The 21,222-nt window shown below is 71.8% G+C and carries 21 protein-coding genes and 1 pseudogene; 1 reads left to right on the plus strand and 21 read right to left on the minus strand.

The genetic code is table 11. The annotated features are described in order from the left end of the window. Positions 1 to 6 precede the first annotated feature (6 nt). From OG714_RS08925 to OG714_RS08990, 14 genes and pseudogenes are all read right to left on the minus strand, one after another. Positions 7 to 510: an SRPBCC family protein gene (locus tag OG714_RS08925; RefSeq protein WP_406119783.1), complete on the minus strand. Its 504-nt coding sequence runs from the start codon at positions 508 to 510 to the stop codon at positions 7 to 9. Further along, complete coding sequence (locus tag OG714_RS08930) at positions 507 to 1,523, minus strand: hypothetical protein (RefSeq protein WP_406119784.1); 1,017 nt, start codon at positions 1,521 to 1,523, stop codon at positions 507 to 509. The genes OG714_RS08925 and OG714_RS08930 overlap by 4 nt, the downstream gene beginning before the upstream one ends. Further along, a complete protein-coding gene (locus OG714_RS08935) occupies positions 1,520 to 2,941 on the minus strand; it encodes a cytochrome P450 (protein WP_406119785.1) in 1,422 nt (473 codons plus the stop codon). The genes OG714_RS08930 and OG714_RS08935 overlap by 4 nt, the downstream gene beginning before the upstream one ends. A gap of 11 nt (positions 2,942 to 2,952) precedes the next feature. Then, the gene (locus OG714_RS08940; protein WP_406119786.1) at positions 2,953 to 3,633 is read right to left on the minus strand and encodes a class I SAM-dependent methyltransferase; all 681 of its coding nucleotides are present in this window, start codon (positions 3,631 to 3,633) and stop codon (positions 2,953 to 2,955) included. 80 nt (positions 3,634 to 3,713) lie between these two features. Next, positions 3,714 to 5,060, minus strand: a complete 1,347-nt coding sequence (locus OG714_RS08945; RefSeq protein ID WP_406119787.1) for an NAD(P)/FAD-dependent oxidoreductase — start codon at positions 5,058 to 5,060, stop codon at positions 3,714 to 3,716. Further along, positions 5,057 to 5,629 (minus strand): flavin reductase family protein, encoded by a 573-nt coding sequence (locus tag OG714_RS08950; RefSeq protein ID WP_406119788.1) that lies wholly within the window; start codon positions 5,627 to 5,629, stop codon positions 5,057 to 5,059. The genes OG714_RS08945 and OG714_RS08950 overlap by 4 nt, the downstream gene beginning before the upstream one ends. After that, the gene (locus OG714_RS08955; protein ID WP_406119789.1) at positions 5,622 to 6,089 is read right to left on the minus strand and encodes an SRPBCC family protein; all 468 of its coding nucleotides are present in this window, start codon (positions 6,087 to 6,089) and stop codon (positions 5,622 to 5,624) included. Before OG714_RS08955 ends, OG714_RS08950 begins: the two co-directional genes overlap by 8 nt. A 75-nt stretch (positions 6,090 to 6,164) precedes the next feature. After that, the gene (locus OG714_RS08960; protein WP_406119790.1) at positions 6,165 to 7,508 is read right to left on the minus strand and encodes an aspartate aminotransferase family protein; all 1,344 of its coding nucleotides are present in this window, start codon (positions 7,506 to 7,508) and stop codon (positions 6,165 to 6,167) included. Continuing rightward, positions 7,505 to 8,641, minus strand: coding sequence for an SDR family oxidoreductase (locus OG714_RS08965; RefSeq protein ID WP_406119791.1), 1,137 nt, complete (start codon positions 8,639 to 8,641; stop codon positions 7,505 to 7,507). Before OG714_RS08965 ends, OG714_RS08960 begins: the two co-directional genes overlap by 4 nt. A gap of 123 nt (positions 8,642 to 8,764) precedes the next feature. Beyond that, positions 8,765 to 9,895 (minus strand): annotated as a pseudogene (locus OG714_RS08970) (acyl-CoA dehydrogenase). 80 nt (positions 9,896 to 9,975) lie between these two features. Next, positions 9,976 to 10,947, minus strand: coding sequence for a bifunctional lysylphosphatidylglycerol flippase/synthetase MprF (locus OG714_RS08975; RefSeq protein ID WP_406119792.1), 972 nt, complete (start codon positions 10,945 to 10,947; stop codon positions 9,976 to 9,978). Continuing rightward, complete coding sequence (locus OG714_RS08980; protein WP_406119793.1) at positions 10,931 to 11,425, minus strand: hypothetical protein; 495 nt, start codon at positions 11,423 to 11,425, stop codon at positions 10,931 to 10,933. The genes OG714_RS08975 and OG714_RS08980 overlap by 17 nt, the downstream gene beginning before the upstream one ends. Before the next feature lie 164 nt (positions 11,426 to 11,589). After that, positions 11,590 to 12,234 (minus strand): hypothetical protein, encoded by a 645-nt coding sequence (locus OG714_RS08985; protein WP_406119794.1) that lies wholly within the window; start codon positions 12,232 to 12,234, stop codon positions 11,590 to 11,592. A gap of 128 nt (positions 12,235 to 12,362) precedes the next feature. Beyond that, entirely contained in the window at positions 12,363 to 12,626 is a 264-nt protein-coding gene (locus tag OG714_RS08990) for a hypothetical protein (RefSeq protein ID WP_406119795.1), read from the minus strand. Between the two features lie 244 nt (positions 12,627 to 12,870). On the opposite strand from OG714_RS08990, the gene OG714_RS08995 reads away from it, so the two are divergent. Further along, on the plus strand, positions 12,871 to 13,545 hold the full coding sequence (locus OG714_RS08995) for a phosphatase PAP2 family protein (protein ID WP_406119796.1): 675 nt from the start codon (positions 12,871 to 12,873) through the stop codon (positions 13,543 to 13,545). Between the two features lie 12 nt (positions 13,546 to 13,557). Here the strand turns inward: OG714_RS08995 and OG714_RS09000 are convergent, their stop codons facing one another. From OG714_RS09000 to OG714_RS09030, 7 genes are read right to left on the minus strand one after another with little or no spacing between them, the layout of a single operon-like run. After that, positions 13,558 to 14,883: a glutamate-1-semialdehyde 2,1-aminomutase gene (locus OG714_RS09000; protein ID WP_406119797.1), complete on the minus strand. Its 1,326-nt coding sequence runs from the start codon at positions 14,881 to 14,883 to the stop codon at positions 13,558 to 13,560. Positions 14,884 to 14,890: 7 nt separating this feature from the next. Beyond that, positions 14,891 to 15,442 carry a dTDP-4-dehydrorhamnose 3,5-epimerase gene (gene rfbC / locus OG714_RS09005; RefSeq protein WP_406119798.1) on the minus strand — a complete coding sequence of 184 codons (552 nt, stop codon included), beginning with the start codon at positions 15,440 to 15,442 and terminating at the stop codon, positions 14,891 to 14,893. Next, entirely contained in the window at positions 15,439 to 16,677 is a 1,239-nt protein-coding gene (locus OG714_RS09010) for a polysaccharide pyruvyl transferase family protein (protein ID WP_406119799.1), read from the minus strand. Before OG714_RS09010 ends, rfbC begins: the two co-directional genes overlap by 4 nt. After that, positions 16,674 to 17,621, minus strand: coding sequence for a glycosyltransferase family 2 protein (locus tag OG714_RS09015; protein WP_406119800.1), 948 nt, complete (start codon positions 17,619 to 17,621; stop codon positions 16,674 to 16,676). Before OG714_RS09015 ends, OG714_RS09010 begins: the two co-directional genes overlap by 4 nt. Next, positions 17,618 to 18,925 carry a hypothetical protein gene (locus tag OG714_RS09020; protein WP_406119801.1) on the minus strand — a complete coding sequence of 436 codons (1,308 nt, stop codon included), beginning with the start codon at positions 18,923 to 18,925 and terminating at the stop codon, positions 17,618 to 17,620. Before OG714_RS09020 ends, OG714_RS09015 begins: the two co-directional genes overlap by 4 nt. Further along, positions 18,922 to 20,205 (minus strand): DUF4910 domain-containing protein, encoded by a 1,284-nt coding sequence (locus tag OG714_RS09025; RefSeq protein ID WP_406119802.1) that lies wholly within the window; start codon positions 20,203 to 20,205, stop codon positions 18,922 to 18,924. Before OG714_RS09025 ends, OG714_RS09020 begins: the two co-directional genes overlap by 4 nt. Then, positions 20,193 to 21,218: an NAD-dependent epimerase/dehydratase family protein gene (locus tag OG714_RS09030; RefSeq protein WP_406119803.1), complete on the minus strand. Its 1,026-nt coding sequence runs from the start codon at positions 21,216 to 21,218 to the stop codon at positions 20,193 to 20,195. Before OG714_RS09030 ends, OG714_RS09025 begins: the two co-directional genes overlap by 13 nt. Positions 21,219 to 21,222: the final 4 nt, after the last annotated feature.

Raw genomic sequence — 21,222 nt, forward strand, 5'->3', positions numbered from 1 at the left:
CCTGCCTCAGCCGCCCTCCAGGCTCCCGCCTCGGCCGCCCTCCAGAGCTGTCCGGAGGGCGGCCAGTGTGGCCCGCATCGTCGCGCGGTTGCGCTCGCGGCGCCGGACCACGCCGGTGACCGCCGGGCTGACGGCGGTGAGCAGCCGTCCGGCGACCGCCGACCGCAGGTCCAGCCACTCCTCCGTGACCTCGCATCCCCCGGGTACCTCCGTGAAGCGGTACGTCCACTGGGACAGGGCGACGCCCAGGAAGCTGACCTTGAAGGCGAAGCAGCTTCCCGGCCGGGCGGAGACCACGGTGCACAGGGTGGCCCAGGGCAGCCACGAGGCGCGGTTGAGCCCCACGAAGCGGGTTCCCACGCGTACGGCGCCCGCGTCGCCCAGCACACGGGCGCCGCGGACCTCCGGACTCCACTGCCCCATGCGCGTGACGTCGCTGACAGCGGCGTACGCCGTGTCCGGCGGCACCCGGACCGTGACGCGCTCGCTGAGCGGGGCCGGGCTCCTCACGCGCGGATGGTGATGCCGTGCTCACGGTCATCCGTGAGGATCTCCATCAGGGCGCGGCTGTCGGTCTTGAGCGCGGTGCGCTTACCAGTGACCCGGTTGGCGATCTCGACCGTGCAGGAGCCGATCTTCGTGTTGAGGCAGTGTTTGATCCCGCCGGGCGGGTTGTAGTAGTTCAGGCCTACGAACCGTTCCTTGGGGGCGGTCATCCGACCGCGGATGTCGACGGTGCCGTCGGACGTGGCGAAGTCCCAGTAGAAGTAGCCGAAGTCCGCCTTGGCGGTGAGCGCCTGACGCAGCGACACCAGCGAGTACTCGCGGTCGTCGTGGCGCAGGACGAGGAAGGTGACCTGCGGGATGTGCACGGGGCCGAGCTTGGCGCGGGCCGTGACGACCTCCAGGAAGCTGTCGGGCTCCCCGTCGAAGCCCGCGACCTGCCCGAAGGCGTAGTGGTCGGTGTGCCGGCTGCCCCAGTTGTGGTTCTGGCTGCCCGTCCAGCCGTCGATGTCGACGCTCTCGCCGTTGACGTCCAGGCTGCCGCTGTACCGGGCGAGCGGCGTGCCGACCAGGCTCTTCGCCTTGGGGAACCCGCCCGTGTACATCCTCGGCGGCAGCAGGAACAGCGGCGGCTGGTCCCCGGTGTACGTCAGGTCCCAGCCGATCCGGCCGTCCGGTCCCCGCGCCTCGCCCTTGAGGTGGCCCGGTTCCAGCACGCGGTCGCCGACCCGGGCGCCGAACGAGTCGGTGCTGAAGTGGCAGTCGGCGATGGGGTGTTCCTCCTTGGCCACCACATGCTGTCCGGTCACCCCGTCGAACCAGATCGCCCAGAGCTCGCCGATGGCCGCCTCGGGCATGTCCGCGGGGCTGAACACGGTGTAGCGGATCCAGAAGGCGCGGGGTTCCGTGGGGTGGTTGCCCCGCTGGTAGAAGCTCTCGTAGTGGCCGGCCCGCTGGCCCGGCCGGTAGCGGGTCCGGTTGATGTGCTCGGGGTCGAGGAGCGAGGCGTCGGCGTTCATGAGGTCCGTTCTCCGGCGACATGGGCGGTGCGTGCGGCCGAGGGCGTCCGCTGATGCATCGTCATCAGCATTCCGTACCGCGGCCGCAGCGTGATGGTGGCGTGGTTCACCACCCGGTGAGAGGGAACATGGCGGAACTCCCAGCGGCGCACCAGGGCGCACAGCAGCAGATGGGCCTCCATGAGCGCGAAGTGCTTCCCGATGCAGAGGTGCGGCCCCGCGCCGAACGGCAGATAGGCGAAGCGGTGGCGCCCCTTGCCGGTCTCCGGGAGGAAGCGGTCCGGGTCGAAGCGCTCGGGGTCCGGCCAGTGCCGCGGGTGCCGGTGGATGTCGTACAGGTTCACCAGGACGCGTGACCCGGCCGGTACCCGGTAGCCGCCCAGTTCGGTGTCCCGGAGCACCAGCCGGGGCAGGATCGGCGCCGACGGATAGAGCCGCAGGGCCTCCTCGAAGACCCGGAGGGTGTACGGCATCGCCGCCAGGTCGTCGGGGGTGGGGAGGTCGTCGCCCAGGACAGCGTCGACCTCGCGCTGGACCCGCTCCAGCACCTCGCGGTGCCGGGAGAGCAGGTAGAAGGCCCAGGTGAGGGTGATCGCGGTGGTCTCGTGCCCGGCGGCGAAGGTGGTGATCACCTCGTCCCGCAGTTCCCGGTCGGTCATCCCCTGGCCGGTGTCGGCGTCGCGGGCGGCCAGCAGCATGTCCAGCAGGTCCCCGCCGCCGGTGGGGGCGTCGGGCCGCCGGCGTTCCGCGATGATCCGGTAGATGAGGTCGTCGAGCCCTCGCATGACCTCGTGGAAGCGCCGGTTGCGGGGGGTCGGCCAGGACGTCGGCGGGCTCAGCGGGTTCTGCAGCCGGTCGAAGGCGTAGTTGATCGCGACGTCCACCGCGTCCGGTCCGAGACCGGCCAGGGTCCGGCTCACATCGGTGCTGAACATGCAGCGGCTGACGATGTCGAGGGTGACCCGCATCATCTCCGTGTGCAGGTCCACCACCGCACCCGTCCGGTAGCGGTCCGCCATGTGCGCGATCTGCTCGGCCGCCGAGACCCCCATCGTCGCGAACATGCCCGCGAGGGACTGCTTGGTGTAGATCGGCTGCATCATCCGCCGGTTGCGCAGCCAGCTCTTGTGGTCGTCGCTGGTCAGCAGCCCCTCGCCGAGGACGAGCCGCAGCGGGTTGTCCGGCCCGAGTTTGCCGAACCGGCCGGTGTCGGTCAGTACCTCGGCGGCCAGCTCCGGGCTGGACACGCCGTGCACCGCGACCGGGCCGAGCCGGTACCGGACCAGGTCGCCGTGGGCGGTGCGCCCGCGGTGCATGGCCTGGAGGATGTCGCGCCGGAAGTCCAGCACACTGCCCAGCAACGGCAGTCCGGCCGCCCTCGGGGCGCCCGCCGCCACGCCATCGCGTACGTCGGTCATCGCGATCGCCCTCACTTCCGCGCCAGCGCGCAGACCCAGCCCAGCGAACGGCGCGGCTCCGACACGAACCGGGCGTCCTGGAACCCGGCCTTGGTGAGCCGGTCCACCAGGTCGTCCCCGGAGAGGATGTGCAGCCCCGCCCGCCGCGACCGTTCCGTGAAGCGCCGGCCGAAGAACCGCTGCGTCAGTGACGGGTCGGCGGCGGCCTCCCGGCTCATCTCCAGCGTGACGGCCACCTGCCCGCCCGGCTTCAGCACCCGGTACGCCTCGGCGAGGCCGCCCAGGGGGTCCGGCCAGAAGTAGAAGGTCTCGATCGCGCAGACCTGGTCGAACGACGAGTCCTCGTACGGCAGTTGGGAGCAGTCTCCGTGCCGGATCTCGACCCGGCCGCGCGCGACGGCCGGCAGATTGCGCCGTACGGCCTGCTCGACCATCTCCGTCGAGTAGTCCACCCCGGCGACGAATCCCTGAGCGGTCCGCCGCGACAGCAGCCTCACCGCCATGCCCCCGCCGCAGCCGACGTCCAGCACCCGCTGACGTCCGCGCACGTTCATGTGCTCGATCGTCCACGCGGTGAGACTCCGGTGCTGCACCGCCATCAGGTTTCCGAAGAACCGGCCGGCTCGCCCGGTCGGCCTGCGGAAGTTCTCCTCCATGAGCTCCAGCGGCCTTGCCAGCAGTGTGCCGATCATTGACGTTCCTTTCCGGTCAGCCCTGCGTCCGTGTGGTTCCGAGGCGGTCGGAGTGAATCGGTCGAGTGGTCCACGGCTCCTCACCCCCGGGGGCCGAGTTCGGGCCAGGCCGCGCGGCGGACCGTGCGGTCCATCGAGGCCAGCCGGGCCCGCAGGAGCGGCCGGGCCGGTCCCGACACCGGCAGCCAGGGCGCCCGGGAGCGGTGCCAGGGCAGCGGCTCGTACGGGCCCGCGGCACCCAGCAGAGCCGCCGCGAGGTAGGAGCCGTGCGCCACCGACATCGCGAGACCGTGCCCGTTGCAGCCGCCCGCGTACCAGACACCGGGCCGCCCCCGGACCGGCCCCACCACGGGGAGGCCGTCGGCCGTCACCCCGATCCCGCCCGCCCAGCGGTGCGTGACCTCCACCCCGGCCAGGGCCGGGTGCAGTGCCCGCAGCCACTGCTCCAGCCGGTGGAACGCGAAGACCCGCAGCACGGCCCTGCGGCGGGGCCCGATCCCGTCCGGACAGAGAGCGGTACCGCCCCCGACCACCAGCCGTCCATCCGCGGTGAGGCGGAAGTACGGGGCCAGGAGCACCGCGTCGATCACCGCCAGGCCACCGTGGCCGAGGAGCGCACGCGCCTCGTGGCCCAGCGGTTCGGTCGCCACCGCGTGCACCTCGAGACCGAGCACCGTGCCCACCGGCAGCCCGAGCCCCGCCACCCCGGCGTTCACCGCCAGCACCGACTTCGGCGCCCGTACGGTGCCGTGCGGGAAGAGCAGTTCGGGCTGGTGTCCGTCCCCGCCGCGCACCTCCCGCAGCGGGCTGCCACCGTAGAGCCGTACGCCCTTGGCCACGCAGGCCCTTGCCAGAGCCACCGTCAGCGCGGCCGGGTCGAGGGTGGCGGTGTGCCGGTGGAGCAGCCCCGCGTGGTAAGGCACGTCCACCCGGCGCCGGATGTCGGCGGCGCAGAGGACGGGCACCTCCAGGTCCAGGGAACGGTAGGCGGCGGCCTGCCGTGCCAGGGACACCAGCCCGGCGCGGGAGCGCGCCGCGACGATCTGCTCCCCGTCCGAGCAGGGCACACCGAGCCGGTCGCACAGCTCCACGACGTGGCGTACCGCCTCGACGCTGGCCCGGTGCATCCGGCGGGCGACGGCGGGACCGTGCCGACGCACCGCCCGGTCGACCGGCGGGCCGACGCGCGGGCCCAGCAGCCCGGTGCCCCGCCCGCTGGCACCCGCCGCCGGCCGCCGCGCGTCCACCACCACGATGTCCAGGGAGGGTTGGCGTTCCGCCAGGTGGTAGGCCGTGGACAGTCCTACGAGTCCCGCGCCCACCACCGCGACATCGGCACCGATCCGGCCGCACACGGTCGACGGCGGGTCGGCGCCGTCCGGATCCCCGGGTTCCCAGCAGGGCGTGCCCGGCGCGAACAGGGTCACCGGGGCGCTCCTTCCCGGGCCGTCGGCTCACCGGCCCCGGACAGCGACCCGAACCTGCGGTCGTGCCAGAGCAGGGGACGGCCCGACGCCACCTGCACCGCGGCCACCCGTCCCACCACCGCGCTGTGGTCGCCGTAGCGGCGGATGTCCTCGACCAGGCAGACCGACCAGCCGAGCGCGTCGCCGAAGACGGGGGCGCCCAGGACGGGACGGAGGGGGACCTCGCGGAACCGCTCGGCCGGTGAGACGGCCGGGTCCGCGAAGCGGGTGGCCCGTGAACGCTGGTTGTCCCGGAGCAGGTTGACCGCGAAGACGCCCTGACCACCGATCGCCGACAGGGTGTGCGAGCCGTTGCGCAGACAGGCGAGCAGGAGGGGCGGGCGGGCCGACAGGGAGGTGAGGGAGGAGACGGTCATCCCGGTGGGGCCGTCGCCGCCCTGGGTGGTGACCACGGTGACACCGGAGGCGAGTTGGGCGTACAGGCGCAGGCAGTGCTCGGTGTCCGGGCCGGGCTCGTCCCGCAGCTGTTCGCCCGGGGCCGGCGGCCGGGCCAGGGCGAGGTCAGCCATGCGCGGCGTCCACGAAACCGGCCGGTGACACCGTGCCGAGCAGACCCTGGAGGATCTTCTCGATGTTCGTACGTAACGTCGACTCGGCCACCGGGTCGAGGATCTCGGCCAGGGTGGGGATCCCCAGGTCGAACGAGGCCCGGAAGGTGACGGTGGTGCCGTCCCGGTGCGCCTCGCAGGCCCAACTGCCCTCGAAGGTCTCGAAGTCGCCGCTGAGCTGTTCGAACGCGATGGAGAGGGTGGCCGGCGAGAAGGTGTCGCGTTCCGTCCAGCGCATCAGCCCGTTGCGGAAGGCGACCGTCCACGCGGAGACCACGGAACCGTCGGGTCGCGGCGGCTGCACCTCCACCGCGCGGACGGTCGTGGTGAGTTCGGGGTACCGGCTGAAGTCGCTGATCCTCCGGTAGGCGTGCTCGGGGTCGATGCCCTGGGCTGTCATCCGGACTGTCACATGGCGCATGGGGTTCGTCCTCACTGGCGGGGGTGCTGTCGTGACTGACGTGGGGTGGTGTTGTCGTGCCGACGTCGTGACCGGTCAGGCGAGGCGGGTGTGCACGGCCCGCAGGGCTTCGGCGAGGGCGTCCAGGAAGAGCTGGGTCTCGTCGGCGTCGGCGATCGCCGGGGGCGTCAGCCGGAGCACGCGCGTGGAGTTGAGCGAGTGGTTGACCAGGACACCCCGGCTCACCAGCTCCAGCAGCGTCTCGCCGACGGCCTGTGCCCGGGTGAACTCGATACCGATCAGCAGTCCCCTGCCGCGCACCTCGCGCACCAGGCGTTCCCGGTAGGGGGCGCAGGCCTCCTCGACTCCCGCGAGCAGGTGCCGGCCGAGCGCTGCGGCCCGGCCCACGATGTCCTCGCGGTCGATCGTCTCCACCGCCGCCAGTGCCGCCGCACAGGCGATCGGCGAGGCGCCGAAGGTGGAGGTGTGGAGGTAGGGATCGCGGGAGAACGGACGGTAGGCGTCCTTGGTCGCCACCAACGCGGCCACCGGTACGACACCGCCGCTCAGCCCCTTCCCGACGAGGAGGACATCGGGCACCACGCCCTCCCTGTCCACGCCCCACCAGGTGCCGAGCCGGCCAAGACCGGTCTGCACCTCGTCCACGATCAGGAAGGCGCCGTACGCCCGGCACAGCCCGGCCGCCTCCGCGAGATACCCGGGCGGCGGAATGCGCACCCCGCCCTCGCCCTGCACCGGTTCGAGGATCACGCAGGCGCGGTCGCGGCGCGCACGGAGTGCCGCCTCCAGCTCGGCCAGGTCCCCGTACGACACCTGCGCGGTGTCCGGCAGCAGCGGCTCGAAGGGCTGCTGGTACAGGGAGTTGGCGGTGACGCTCAGCGCCCCCAGGGTCTTGCCGTGGTACCCGGACACGGTGGTCACCAGGGCGTTGCGCCCATGGGCACGGGCCAGCTTCAGGCCCGCTTCGGTGGCCTCGGCACCGGAGTTGACGAAGTGGACGTGGTCGAGTCCCGCCGGGGTACGGGCGGCCAGCGCGGCGGCGGCCTGCGCGGCGACGGGTTCCAGGAACACCCGGGTGGCCAGCGGATGCGCGTCCAACTGCCGGTGCACCGCGTCGAGTACGGCCGGGTGGCGATGCCCCAGGATGAAGACGCCGTAGCCCCCGAAGTCCAGGTAGCGGCGCCCGTCGTCGGTATGCACCCAGGCACCCTCGGAGTACACCTCGGCCATTCCACCGAGCACGCTGCCCATGACGGCCCGGCCGGTGCCGAGGTGGCGGCGGTACAGCTCGGCGGTGTCGGGGGGTCGTGGTGTGGGGGTGGGAGCGGTGGTCTCTGCGGGGGCGGGAGCGGCTACCCCTGCGGTGGCGGGAGCGGCCACCCCTACGGACGCGTGAGCCGCAATCTCCACGGCGGTCATGACGCAAGCTCCGTCGGTGTCCGAGGCGTCGGTGTCCGAGGCGTCCGCGACCGGAGCAGGCCTCCTCGGCCGGTGGCCCAGCACTCCACGTTGCGCGTCAGCGCCGACCGGATCGCGGCGCGTGTGGGGGCCGTACCGCAGTGCGGTGTCCCCAGATCGGACGCGAAGGGCAGTTCCCGCTGGAAGACGAGCAGCAGCTCCGCGTAGTCCTGGAGCCGGCGCCGCACCAGCGCGGGGAAGGACGGCCCCTCCAGCAGTGGCAGCAGCAGCCGGTGCACCGCTTCCACGGGGATCAGCCGCGGCGGGTGCGGGCGTTCACCGTGGTGTCCGGCGAACTCCAGGCAGATGTCGACGACCTCCCGCTGCAGGATTGCCTCGCGCCCGGCGGTCAGCCAGTACTCGCCCTGTGCGACGCCGGACCTGACCAGGTCGCCCACCGCGCGGGCCACCACGTCCTGCGGCACCATGTCGATCCGTGTCCCGGGCGAGCCCGGAAGCACCGGGACCTGGCCCTTGACGATCCCTCCCAGCGCCCGGGTCAGGCCCTGCACCCGGGCGATCCGGCCGGTGGACGAGTCGCCCATGACCAGGGACGGACGCAGGATGACCCCGGGGACCTCGGCCGACCGTACGGCCTCCTCGGCGGCCGTCTTGGAGGCGAGGTACGCGGCCGCCCCGGGAAAGCGCTCCTGTTCCTCGGGCGCGAGCGGGTTCGCCACGAAGGCGGTGCTCATGTAGAAGAACGGGGCGTCGGCGCGGGCCGCCAGGTCGAGCATCGACCGGGTGCCGTCCAGGTTGGTGCGCCAGATGTCGGCCGGGGCCAGCCGCCAGTTGGTGGCCGCGGCGGAGTGCACCACGACGTCCACCTCGGCTGCGAGGTCCAGCCGCTGGGCGGGCGAGAGCCCCAGTCCGTGGGCTCTCAGATCCGCCGTCACCTCCCGTACCCGGGGGTCGTCCAACGGTGCCCGGTGGCGCAGGCAGATCAGGTCGTAGTCGTCGCAGAGCTCGTCGATCAGGGCCTGGCCGAGTACTCCGGCGGCGCCGGTGAGCAGCAGGGTGGGGCGTTGACTTCGAGGGCGGGACGGACGGGATGAGCGGGACGGGTGGGATGGACCGGTGGGTTCTGGCGGCATGGTTCGGGAACTCCCATCGGGTGGAGGGGTGTTGAAGTGGGTGTGATGCGGTTCCTGAGGACGTGAGGAGTCGTGCCCAGGGCCGGGATCGGGGTCCGGATCGGGACCGGGATCGGGATCGGGTCAGGCGACGGTGAGCGGGCCGTCTGCCAGGTGGGCCGCCAGCGGGCCGGTCATCCTGGACCGTGCGGGCGGGTGCAGGGACAGCCCGTTGGCGCAGGCCGCGAGGTGTCCTACCTCGTCCGAGCTCATGAAGTTGAGGCCGCCGAGCAGCTCCACCGCCCGCGGGACGATGCGGGCAAGGGCGTCCTGCACGCAGTACCGCACGTACAGCGAGTCGGCGAGCGCCGACTCGTCCGGGCAGCCCTCGTCGAGCCGGCGGGCGACGCCCTCCGCGGCGGCCATCGCGCCCTCGGCCTCCACCAGCAGCCGGACCCGCTCGGACTCGGGCACCCGCTCGTTGCGCAGCACCCGCTCCACCAGCGCACTGGCGACCCCGAGATAGCTCCCCGTCATCAGCAGCTCGAACCAGACCAGGCCCGCGGTCTGCAGTTCGTCCAGGCGCCCCTCCGTGGCCGAGGTCCGCAGCAGCAGCTCCGGCGGTACGAGCACATCCGAGAGGGTGACCTGGTCGCTCTCCGCTCCCGACAGGAAGGTGCTGGACCAGAAACCGCTGACGCTCACGCCCTCGCTCTCGGCGGGCACCAGCGCCACCGCCAGCTCGTCGCGCGCCCCCCGCTCACCGGGAACCAGGACACTGGCGGTGAGCAGATCCATGGACCGGGCGAGGCTGCACGGGCGCTTCACCCCGCTGATCCGCACCCCGTCGGGTCCCACCGTGGCGGTCATCGACGGGGAGAGGATGCCTGCGCCCGGCCGCCCCTCGGCGAAGCCGGAGGCCACCAGACGGTTGCCGGAGGCCACTCCTTCGACGAGCATCCACTCCAGGCCCTCGCCGTCGGTGACCAGGCCGACCAGGGTGGCCATGGAGAAGTGGTGCATCGTGGTGGCCACCGCCAGGGACGGCGACCTGCTGCCCAGGGCGCGCTGCACCCGCAGGGCGTCCAGCGCGGTGGCGCCCTTCCCCTAGCAGGAGACCGGCACCACAAGACCCGGACCACCGCTGTCGCGGAAGAGCCCGATACCCGGGCTGCTCGGGCTCTCCAGCTCCATGAGCGGCACCGCCCGCAGACTCTCGTCGAGCCCCGGCAACAACTTCGTCAGTACGGCGCGTTCGCGCTCCAGAAACCTCATGTGCTCCCCTGCTCCGGGACGACCCGGTCGCGCTGAACCCCGTCCGCCGGACGGGAATGGTCAGATCCTTCGGCCAGGCCCTACAGCGCGCGGGTGGCGCGCAGCAGCTGCCACACCGCCGAAGGACCTGGCCGCCCCTGGAAGGCGATGTACTCGGGCAGCACCACATGGGGCGCCCATTTCCGCTTGTACTCGAGCTGCGCGGCGGCCGGGTAGATCCGCTCGCCGTGCTGGGCGAGCAGCCGCACGCAGCGCGTGAAGGTACGGCTCGCACACGGCAGTTCGTGCTCGTCGGAGAGACCGGTGAAGGGCGTGAAGCCGAAGTGCAGCCAGCCCGCGCCGTCGGCCGACATCCGCTCCATCGCGGTCGCGTTCAGCGCCTCCATCACCCCGGGTGGAGCGTCCGGGGAACGCCGGCTGAGGTCGTGCAGCCAGCCCGGCCGGCTGCCGAAGACCGGCGAGTAACTGATGTACCCGACGGCCACCCCGCCGATCCGCCCCACGAACAACCGCCGGTGCCGCTGGGCCAGCCCGGTCCGCTCCCCCACCAGGAACCGCAGCTCCTTGGCACCGCCCTTGCCGCGGAGCCAGGCCCGGTCGATCAGATCCAGTTCGTTCTGCACCTCGTCGTCGGCCACGGAGGGGGCCTCGACCACCTCAAGACCGGCGCGCCGGGCTCTGGATATCTTGTTCCGCAGCCGTACGAAGGCCGATCCGCGCAGCGTGAACCGGGTCAGGTCGACCGCGTACGACGCCCCGAGCTGGTTCACGGTGAACCCGTGCGCCCCGTACAACTCGGCGTCCGCCCGCTGCAGTTGTACGGCCACCAGCCGACGCGGACGGGCCTGCGCCGCGAAGGCGTCCAGCAGCCCCGCGCGCTGCTCCTCGGCCGCGAAGGGACCCGCGAACTGCAGCAGGTGGCGCCCCGACCGCCGATAGACGCAGGTGCCGTCGAAACGTGGATCTCGGAAGTATTCGTTGCCCTGATTGAGTGCGAGAAAAGAGCTCGGATTGTCGCTGTGCCGGACCAGGGTCTCAAAGACGGACGGCATCCGCACCCCTCCGGGATTCATCAGGGTCCATTCCGGCCGAATTCGAGTATGCCCGCTCGAATTCGATGTACACCGGATGCGGGTGCGGCTCGAAAAGGACCCCGAACGGCTTGAGCGAATTCCCGAACAGGGCGCGGTCCCCCAACAGATGCAGGGGGAGAGCGAGCAGCGCCCACTCCGGCTTCACCAGTACCGCCCACAGTCCGGCGACGACACTTGCCGTCACGAGGCTGTGCATGGTGTTGTACGCCACGAAGTACCAGCGCGAGATACGCCCGTCCCGGCTTCTCCGGAATGCCAGGGCGCCGGGGAGATAGCCGATGGCGTCGATGACGACGAAGAGCGCGATGAACACTGCCCACCGGATATCCGAAAAATGCCGCACGGCGAGCGCGGAACATACGGCCAGACCACCCAGCCATTCCAAGCGCAGCAGCAGGAAGGTGGTTCTCGTCTCGAATCTGTTTTCTGCATCCATGTGCTCTCCACCCTTCACCCTTGTTTACGGGGAAAGCGAAGGAAACCCTCACACGATTCCGGGCTCCTCGTCGACGTCGAAGACGTATTCGAGAAGTCGGGACGAGACGATGGGCGTACAGCTGGTCAGCTCCTCCCGCGCAGCGGAGGAAGCTCATGTCCGGGTCACCCCTGCTGTTCCTCGCCCAGCAGGATCCCCGAGTCGCGGCGCCAGGCTTCGCCCTCGGGTGTCCAGGTGACGCGGGTGCCGAGGGTGATCCAGACGCCGAACTGTCCGGGAGACAGCTCAGCGTGCTGCGCCACCCAGACGCTGTTCAGGCAGAGTTGCAAGCCGCAGTTCTTGGAATCGGACAGGCCGCGCCAGCCGCAGTTCCGGCTGACGTCCAGGCTCAGTGGCCCGAGCACGGAGACCATCCGGTCCAGTTCCTCCTCGGTGGCGTCGTCCTCGGGCTCGCTGTCGGCGGTACCGAAGGGCGGGGTCGTATCCAGGGAGAGCGTCACTCCCTCGGGCAGCGGCCAGAGGTCGGCCAGGCCGGGGCCAAGACGTAGGTCCGCCGTGAGCCAGGACTTCGGCTGCTCCGCGTCGAACGCGATGGCATCACGGCGCACGAGTTCGTCCAGGAAGGGGAAGACGACGGGATCCCGGTCCGCGACCATGCGGGCGGTGCCGAAGGAACGAAGAGCGTACGCGTACTGCTCGGCCGTGCTGATCGGTTCCAGCCGGGGCCAGGGGTCGGTGGACCAGTCGGCCAGATCGCGCATGATCGCCCGCGCCCGCGCACTCGCGGCGTCGGGAAAGGATTCGAGCACTGGATAGAGCATCGAGGCCAAGAAGCGTGCCTTTCGGGGACACAGGGACACGGGCGGACGCGCCGTCGCCGTACGCGTCCGCCCGCGTCCCGGGGATCGCAGCTCGAGGTCGGACAGCGGTGGGCGGTTCAGCAGGAGTGCCTGTTCGGTGAAGAGTAGGCATGTCCCTCGACGTGGCCTTCGTCGGTGTCACCACCGAGGTCGAAGTCGCCGAGTTCGATGCCGCTTGCGTCGCAGACCCGCCCGTGTGCGGCGTTGCGGACGGCATCGGCCTCCGCGGACACGAGCGCGTCGGCGAGCGTCTTGGCCATCGTGCGCGGCGGATCCGGACTCGCCGCGGCGAGGTCGTCTTCCGCGAGCACTCGCGGAGGCGGACCGTCGGGTGCGGTCACCGTGCTGGTCTCACCCCCTCGGATCAGGTCGAACTGTCCGGCGGCGGTTTGCCGCGAGCGGATTGCGGCTAGGGTGCTGACGGTTCGCGCCGAGGCGTGCGGACCAGGAGCGGGGATCCGCGGGGCGGTCATGGGGTCACGGTCGCCGGGGAGTTAATCGGACACGACGGGGGCTCGGGTTGGATCACGGCGGGCGGCAGGGGAACAAGGGCACTGCCCCAGGTCGACCGGACGCGGTGAACGGGTGACCGGCCGCCCGGCGCCATCGGTGCTGCCCCCGTCGCTGCGCCCGTGGCTCGGACTGATCGCGGTCCTCGCCGCGCTGGTGGTCGGCGCGCTCGGGGTCCTGTACTCCGGCCACAGCGAGCCCGGCGCGGTGGACAGGTGGATCATCCAGCCGACGGCGGACACTCTGGGGCCGCCGTGGCGGCGCGTCGCCCTGGCCCTGGACTTCCTGGGGGAGCCCGTGGGAGCGGCGGCGCTGATCGTGGCCGCCGTGACGGCCTGCCTGCTGCTACGGCGTCCTCGCGCTGCGGTGTTCGTCGTTGCCGGCGTCGGCACGACCGTGGGGACGGCGACGCTGCTCAAGCACTTGGTGGGACGTACCATCCACGGCCCCGGCAACCTGTCCTACCCGAGTGGGCACACCGCCTTCGCCACCGCGCTCGCCCTCATGGCGGCGCTGCTCGCGACCCGCCGGCTCGGCCTCGGCAGGACGGCCGGCACGTCATTCGTGCTCGCCTCGGCACTGGTCGCCGGCGCCGCCATGGGATGGGCGCAGGTCGGACTGGGCGCGCACTATCCGACCGACGTCCTCGGCGGCTGGTGCACCGCACTGGCGGTGATTCCGGCGACCGCGTGGCTGGTCGACCGGATCGCCGACCGGATGACCGACTCCGGTCGGCGGGAACGCCGCTGACGTCACGTCACCTCACGACAGGCGGCGGAACACCGGCTTCACGGGTCGCCCGGCCAGCCAGGGGGTGGGGTCGGCGGCGTCCAGCGCCTTCCGGTACACGGCACACGCCTCGGCCACCACGTCGACGGTACGGTCGATGTCCTCGTCGTCGAGTGCGTTGCTCACCACGAAGGAGGGGGCCAGCACGCCGCCCGCGAGGAGCCGGCGCAGGAACAGGGTGCGGTACTGCTGCGACGGCTGCCCGTTCTCGTCGAGGGTGGCGAAGACCAGGTTGCTGGCCCGGCCCCGGACGACGAGGTGGTCGCCGACGCCCATGCCGTCCGCGACCTCGCGGACACCGGCGGCCAGCCGCTCGCCCAGGGCGTGCAACCGCGCGGTGACACCCTCTTCGACGTACGTGGCCTGCACGGCCATCGCCGCCGCCAGGGAGTGCGTCTCCGCACCGTGCGTGGTGGACAGCAGGAACACCCGCTCGCCGGAGTGACGCAGCCCGCCCCGCTCCATCAGGTCGCGGCGCCCGGCCAGCGCGGAGACGGCGAATCCGTTGCCCAGTGCCTTGCCGAACGTGGAGAGGTCGGGGACGACGCCGTACAGGCCCTGGGCGCCCGCCTCGGACCAGCGGAAGCCGGTGATCATCTCGTCGAAGATCAGTACGCAGCCGTACCGGTCGGCCAGCTCGCGCAGGCCGGCGAGGTACCCGGGCGGCGGTTCGGTGTGGGTGGCGGGTTCGAGGATCAGGCAGGCGATCTCGTCCGGGTACCGGGTGAGCATCTCCTCCGTGGCGGCCAGGTCGCCGTAGGGGAAGGACGCTATGAGGTCGGTGGTCGTCGACGGGATGCCGGCGGACATCGGTGTGGTGCCGATGAACCAGTCGTCGACGGAGAAGAACGGATGGTCGGAGCAGAGGGCCACCCGCGAGCGGCCGGTGGCGGCGCGGGCGAGGCGTACCGCGGCGGAGGTGGCGTCGGAGCCGTTCTTCGCGAACTTCACCATCTCGGCGGTCGGCACGGTGGCCAGGAAGCGTTCGGCGGCCTCGACCTCCACGATGGACGGCCGGACGAAGTTGCTGCCGCGGCCGAGTTCCCGCCGCACGGCCTCGATCACGCGCGGGTGGGCGTGACCGAGGCTGACCGACCGCAGGCCGGAGCCGTACTCGATGTAGCGGTTGCCGTCGACGTCCCACACGTGGGCACCGCTGCCGTGGCTGATGACCGGGGCCAGGTTCTCGGGGTACTGGTCGTCGCCCTTGGCGTAGGTGTGAGCGCCCCCGGGGATCATGGCGTGCAGCCGCTCGTTGGCTGTCCGCGACAGGGGCAGGTCAAGCACTTCGGTGTCCACGAGGACCTCAACTTTCTCTGTGCTTCAGGACCTCGGCGAGGCTCGGCGCCTCTCGGTCCCGTTGGGACATCAGTGCAACCGGCAGCGGCCAGGGAATGGCGAGCTCCGGGTCGTCGAAGGCGATGGTGACGTCCTCGGTCGGATCGTGCGGGCGGTCGATCCGGTACGAGGTGTCTGCGGTGTCGGTCAGTGCCTGAAAACCGTGCGCGCATCCCGCGGGAATGTAAAGAGTTGGCTGTGATTCTCCTGTGAGTTCAAAGGATGTCCAATGGCGGTACGTCGGTGAGTCCGGCCGCAGGTCCACGACGACGTCGAAGACCCGCCCGTACGAGCACCGCACCAACTTGGCCTCGCCCGCACCGGATCGCAGGTGCAGGCCGCGCACCACGCCCCGGACCGAGCGGGACAGGCTGTCCTGGACGAAGGCGTCCGGGTCGAGGCCCACCGACCGGACCACGTCGGCGTCGAACGTGCGGCAGAAGAAGCCGCGTTCGTCGGCGTACGGCGTCGGTTCGAAGAGGAACGCGCCGGCGATCTCCGGGACTTCGGTCGCTTTCATGGAGACTCCTGGCGGGCGTGAGCGTGGGTGTGGCCAGTCGCGGGGAACACGGCCGCGGTCAACGAGCTGAACTGGTCCCGCAGTTGGCGGGCGGCGGCCAGGTTCCGCTCGGCGAGGGTCCCCCGCAGCTCGGCCGATCGCTTCTCCAACGCCCGGAATTGCTCCAGCAACCGGTCTGCGTCGACCTCGCGCGCCGGGTGGCAGTACGCGCCGAGGCCCATCCGCTCCATGAGCGCGTCGCTCTTCGCCGCGTAGCTGAGGGCGAGCACCGGCGTTCCGGTCTTCAGCGCGCAGATCAGGTTGTGGTAGCGGACCGCCACCACGGTGTCGGCGGCCGCCATCTCGTTCATCAGGTCGGCCAGGGACATCGGTTCGGCCGCGGTGACCAGGGGTGAGTCGACGGCGTCGAGGATCGCGGCGACCACCGTGGCATCGCAGCGGTCGCCGGTGAGCAGCCGGACCGGCCTGCCCTCCTCGACCAGCGTGCGGACGAACCGGATCGTCCCGTCGAGGTAGCGCCCGTATATCTCGTCGGCCCGGGCGCGGTCGTCGTTGCCGCCGTGGAAGTCCATGACGCCGACGCAGACCGTGCCGGGCGGGCCCGAGGGTGTGCTCGTCCGCGGCGCCGGCAGGGAGAACGCGAGGTCCGGGTAGACCTCGTCGCGCGCGGTGTCCACGCCCATCGCCCGCATCGCGTCCCTGGATTGGGCGTCGCGGTACGACCGGTAGGCGGCCAGCCGCCCCGACCAGCGGACCAGTGCCCGGGTGGGCCGGTTGCGGATCTCGGCGGCGCCGACGCTGACCAGCGCGACCCGGGTGCGCGTCAGGCGGCCGCTCGCGCAGAGCAGGAACAGCGAGTACGGGAAGCCCCACGGCCGTAGCGGCAGGGTCGCTTCCAGGACGCCCATGCCCGGCACGATCACCACGTCGTGGCGGCGCACCCAGGCGGCGGTGCGGAAGATGTCGACGAACTTGCCCAGCCCCTTGGACACGATCGCGCCCGCGCGGGACGCGGTCCGGTACTCGGCGCGGTTCCAGTGCATGCGGGTGGCGGGGATCCCGAACCGGGCCGTCACGGCCTCGGGTCCGCCGCACAGGGCGTCCACGACCGCGTCCGGGTGGTCGGCGCGGAGGTAGCCGAGGACGGCTTCGAGCGACCCGTCGTTACCGAGGTTGCCGGAGCCGAGCAGGCCGAACACCCCGACGCGCACCGGCCGTTCGGGCGCTGACGTCATGCGCGCCTCCCCTCGCGGCCGGCGACGAGGGCGTCGACGGAGACCGTGAGCTGGGCCGGGTCGACCGGGGCCCGGTCCTCGACCCGCTCGCCTGCGCCCGGCCGGACCCGGCTGGTCATCCAGGAAGCCAGGTGGCGGTAGCAGGCGCGCCGGTCGGCCGGGGAGAGCGGTGCCCGCCGGATCGCCGAGGCGAAGCCCCAGACGTACTCGGCGAGCAGGCGGGGCGTCGGGTGCAGCGCGCCGGCCCGGCGCGGGTCCAGGTTGACGCACCGGGCGCGCTTGGAGGGGTTGGCGCGCTCGGCGCGGGTGGGGTGGTCGCGGCGGAAGTACAGCAGTTCCGGGACCTGGTGGAAGCGTCCGTGCAGGGTGATCTCGGCGACGAACGTGCGGTCCGCGTGGTGGTAGCTGTCCATCGGCTTCACCCGGCGCAGTACGTCGGCCCGGATGACTCCGTAGAAGTCGTCGCCGCCGGGCTCGAACAGCAGACTGCGGAAGCGGTCCGGTGCGTGCGGGGAGTCGGTGGCGAGCGTGTAGTCGTAGGGCACCGTCACCTGGCCGTCGCCGTCGATGACCGCCTGGTCGGTGTGGGCGAGGATGACGTCCGGCCGCTCGTCCAGTGCTTCTATGCAGCGCGTCAGCAGGTCACGGCCGTAGAGGTCGTCGTGCGAGGCCCACTTGAACAACTCGCCGCGGGACTCGGCGAACACGTGGTTGTGGTTCGGGGTGGCGCCGATGTTGCGGGGCAGCCGGAGGTAGCGGATGCGGGAGTCCTGCGCCGCGTACTTGCGGCAGATGTCCTCGGTGCCGTCGGCCGAGGCGTTGTCGGAGACGACCAGTTCGAAGTCCTCGTAGGTCTGGCCGAGCAGCGCGTCGAACGACTCGGCCAGGTACTCCTCGCCGTTGTACACGGGCAGGCCGATGCTCAGCCTCGGTCGGTCGGTCATGAGGTCCTCACTTCGGGGATGGGATCGCGGTGGCGCTCGCGCAGGGCGGAGCGCAGTTGCAGCCACCACACGGCCGAACCGCTGATGGTCGCGGCGGCGACGCCCCAGGCCGAGCCGGCCGTGCCGGCGAGGGCCGCCCCGCCGAGCCCGCCGCCGACGTAGCAGGCGGAGGCGAACAGCTGGCATTTCAGGCTGCGCCGGGCCGCGCCGAGTGCGCGCAGTCCGGCCGCGGCGCCGGTGCCGAGGCCCGCTCCCGCGACGCTGAGGGTGATCTGCACGATGAGGTGCGAGGAGGAGTGCCAGACGTCGCCGAGCGCCAACTCGCCGAGCCGGCCCGGCATCAGCAGCAGCGCCGAGCCCCAGATCAGCGCCCCGGTCGCCTGTCCCCCGCCGAGGAGGAGGCAGAACCTGCCCAGTCGGTGCGGGGCCTGCCGCAGCACGCGTGCCGCCTCGGGGACGGTGACCAGGGACAGCCCCATCAGTACGGCGAGGAAGGGGCCGAGGAGGAGTTCGGCGCCGCGCACCGCGCCCACCGCGCTCACTCCGACGATCGCGCCGAGGCCGTACGCCCGGAGCTGGCTCGCGCCGCTGAGGCTGACGTTCTCGACCAGGTACCGGTAGCCGAGATCACGCTGTTCGCGCAGCCACCCGCGGGCCTGTGAAGTCCGGGGCCGGATGCCGGACTGGACGCAGCCGTACCCCGCCGCGACCGTGGCGGACGCGCCCCAGGCGAGCACGAAGGCGGCCACGGTGCCGACATGAGCCGCCACCACCATGGCGGGGATCAGCGCGATGCCCCACACGATGTCGTTGACGAACGCCTTGCGCCCGTCGCCGGCGGCGAAGAACGAGAACCGCCAGGCGTCCTGGAGCAGCAGCCCCGGCATCATGAGACCGAGGGCGGCGAACGCGGGCCCCACCCGACCGCCGAGCCCGAGCCCGGCCGCCAGACAGAGAACTCCGAGCGCCGTGCCGACGCAGAGCGCGGTACCCGTCGAGCGGGCCACCGCCCCGCGCCAGGACGCCTGCGGCACCCCGCTGAAGCGCACCACGAGCGGGTCGGTGGCCAGGCCGCGGGAGACGTTGAGCACCACGCCGTAGGTCACCCAGGCGAGGCTGAACACGCCGAACGCGGTCACCCCCAGCGAGCGGGCCACATAGATGCCCACCGCGAAGTTGCTGATACTGGAGGCCGCCTGGTCGGCCAGTCCCCAGGACAGCCGGCCGACGAGGGCCCGCTTCGCGGACCGGGCCGGTCGCGCCGCTGTCTGAGGATTCTCCCCGTCGGTGGTCATCGGCGTCATGTCTTGATCAGCCCGGCCTCGCGCAGCGCGCCGGCCGCGCCGGCGACGGTGTCGAACGGCAGCCCGGACCGCTCGGCGACGTCCAGCAGACTGTGGTCGCCGTCGGACAGGTTGAGCACCCAGAGCATGGCCATCTGGGCCTGCTTGGTGTCGCTGCGGCCACCGAGCGCGTCGTACAACCCGCGCCGGCCCAGCTGTGGTTCGCCGTAGGGGCTGAGGTTGAGGTACCGCCGGTTGCGGTCGAGAACGGCGAACGCCTCGCGGCAGACCGCGAGGGTGTCCGCCATCGCCTCCGGGGAGACGTAGTCCAGGTTGTCCGCCGAGGTGTGGTACTCGGGGTAGCCCGCGTACGGGGTCCGGGTGAGCGAGCCCACGCCCAGGTTGAAGCCGGGTGAGCAGTACTGCCGCTCGTCGTAGCCGTACGGGGTGAACTCGTTGACGCGGTGCGGGCGTTCGGACGCCGCCAGCACGTGCCGCAGCACCCGGTCGATCTCCGCGTCACCGCGCCTGCTCTGCTTGTACGTCAGCTGTCCCGGGTCCCCGGCGCAGGCCAGCACGAGGCCGTGCTTGACCCGCTCGATCCGCTCCGCGTTGCGGGCCAGCCAGGTGATCGCCCCGATGGTGCCGGGCGCGTAGATGAACCGGTAGGTGTAGTACGGCGTCTGCCGCGCCAGCGCACGGGCCAGGAACGTCGCCACCGCGATGCCGGCGAGGTTGTCGTTGGCCAGCGACGGGTGGCAGGTGTGGCAGGAGACGATCACCTCGTCGGCGACCTGTCCGGGGACCACGTGCTCGGCGTAGGTGAGGTGGCCGTCCGCGAGGGTGGAGTCGATCCGCACCTCGTAGTCGCCGTCGGGCAGCGCGTCCAGGGTGTCCTGGGCCAGGCAGAAGCCCCACTCCGGCTTGTAGTAACTGGTGCGGTACGGCACCCAGTTGGGCTGGTCCGGCAGGGTGTGCAGGTGGGCGCGCAGCTCGGACAGGGGCATGGTCCTCGACACCGGCACGCTGTAGCCGAGCACGTGCAGGCTGGACGCGGCGAAGTCGACGACCCGCCGGCCGGTGCTGTCGGCGATGTACGCGTCCCGGATGTTCCACTCCTGCGGCACCGTCCAGTCGAGGACCTGCGTCCCCGTCGGCACCTCGTGCACCTGCAACGGGAGGTACTCGCCGACGATGTCCAGGGTGGCGCGCACGCCGTCGCCGGTGATGCTCCGGCAGAGCGGATACAGCCGCTCCACCAGGCCGTACATTTCCTCGCCCGCGTCGGTCATCGGCGCCACCGCAGGGTGTCGTCGACGGTGCCGGCGTCGGTCGCCGCGCGCAGCACGGCGAGGCGGGTGAAGCGCTGCTCGAAGGCCTCCCGGGTCAGGTCGAACTTGCGGTAGGCGTCGGCGAGTTCGAGCGCGCCCTGCTTCACCGTCCACTCGCAGTCGAAGCCGGGGATCGCGGCGCGGAACCGGGAGAAGTCCACCCGGTAGGACCGCGGGTCGGCACCGTTCTCCCCGGTGATCACCACCTTCGCGCCGGACACCGCCTCGGCGACCTGGTCGGCGATCTCGGCGACCGTGACGTTGTTGAACTCGCTGCCGATGTTGAACGCCCGGTCGTGCACCGCCTCGCGCGGTGCGGTGAGCGCGGCCGTGAAGGCGCGGGCGATGTCGGCGGCGTGCACCAGCGGGCGCCAGGGCGTGCCGTCGGAGAGGACCAGCACCTCCCCGGACAGGAGCGCGTGGCCCACCAGGTTGTTCAGCACGATGTCGGCGCGCAGCCGGGGCGAGTAGCCGAAGGCGGTGGCGTTGCGCATGAACACCGGGGTGAAGTCGCCGTCGGCGAGCGCGTGCACATCGTCCTCGACCCGCACCTTCGACTCCGCGTACGGCGTCACCGGGCGCAGCGGGGCGTCCTCGGTCACCAGGTCGTCGCCGCCCGAGGCGCCGTAGACGGAGCACGTCGACGCGTACAGGAAGCGCCGGACTCCGGCTTCGCGGGCCAGCTTCGCCAGCCGTACGGACGCGTGGTGGTTGATGTCGTAGGTGAGTTCCGGCGCCAGCGAGCCGAGCGGGTCGTTCGAGAGTGCGGCCAGGTGGATCACGGCGTCCACCCCGGCCACGTGCTCGGCGGTGATGTCGCGCAGGTCCACCCGGACCCCGGGCGGGTCGGCGGGCTGCGGGCCGAGGACGGAGTCGGCGAACAGGCCGGAGTCGAGGCCGACGACCTCGTGTCCGGCGGCGGTGAGGACGGGTGCCATCACGGTGCCCAGATATCCCTGGTGTCCGGTCAGTAGTACGCGCAAGGTT

Source organism: Streptomyces sp. NBC_00989, from assembly GCF_045162655.1.
Lineage (GTDB): Bacteria > Actinomycetota > Actinomycetes > Streptomycetales > Streptomycetaceae > Streptomyces.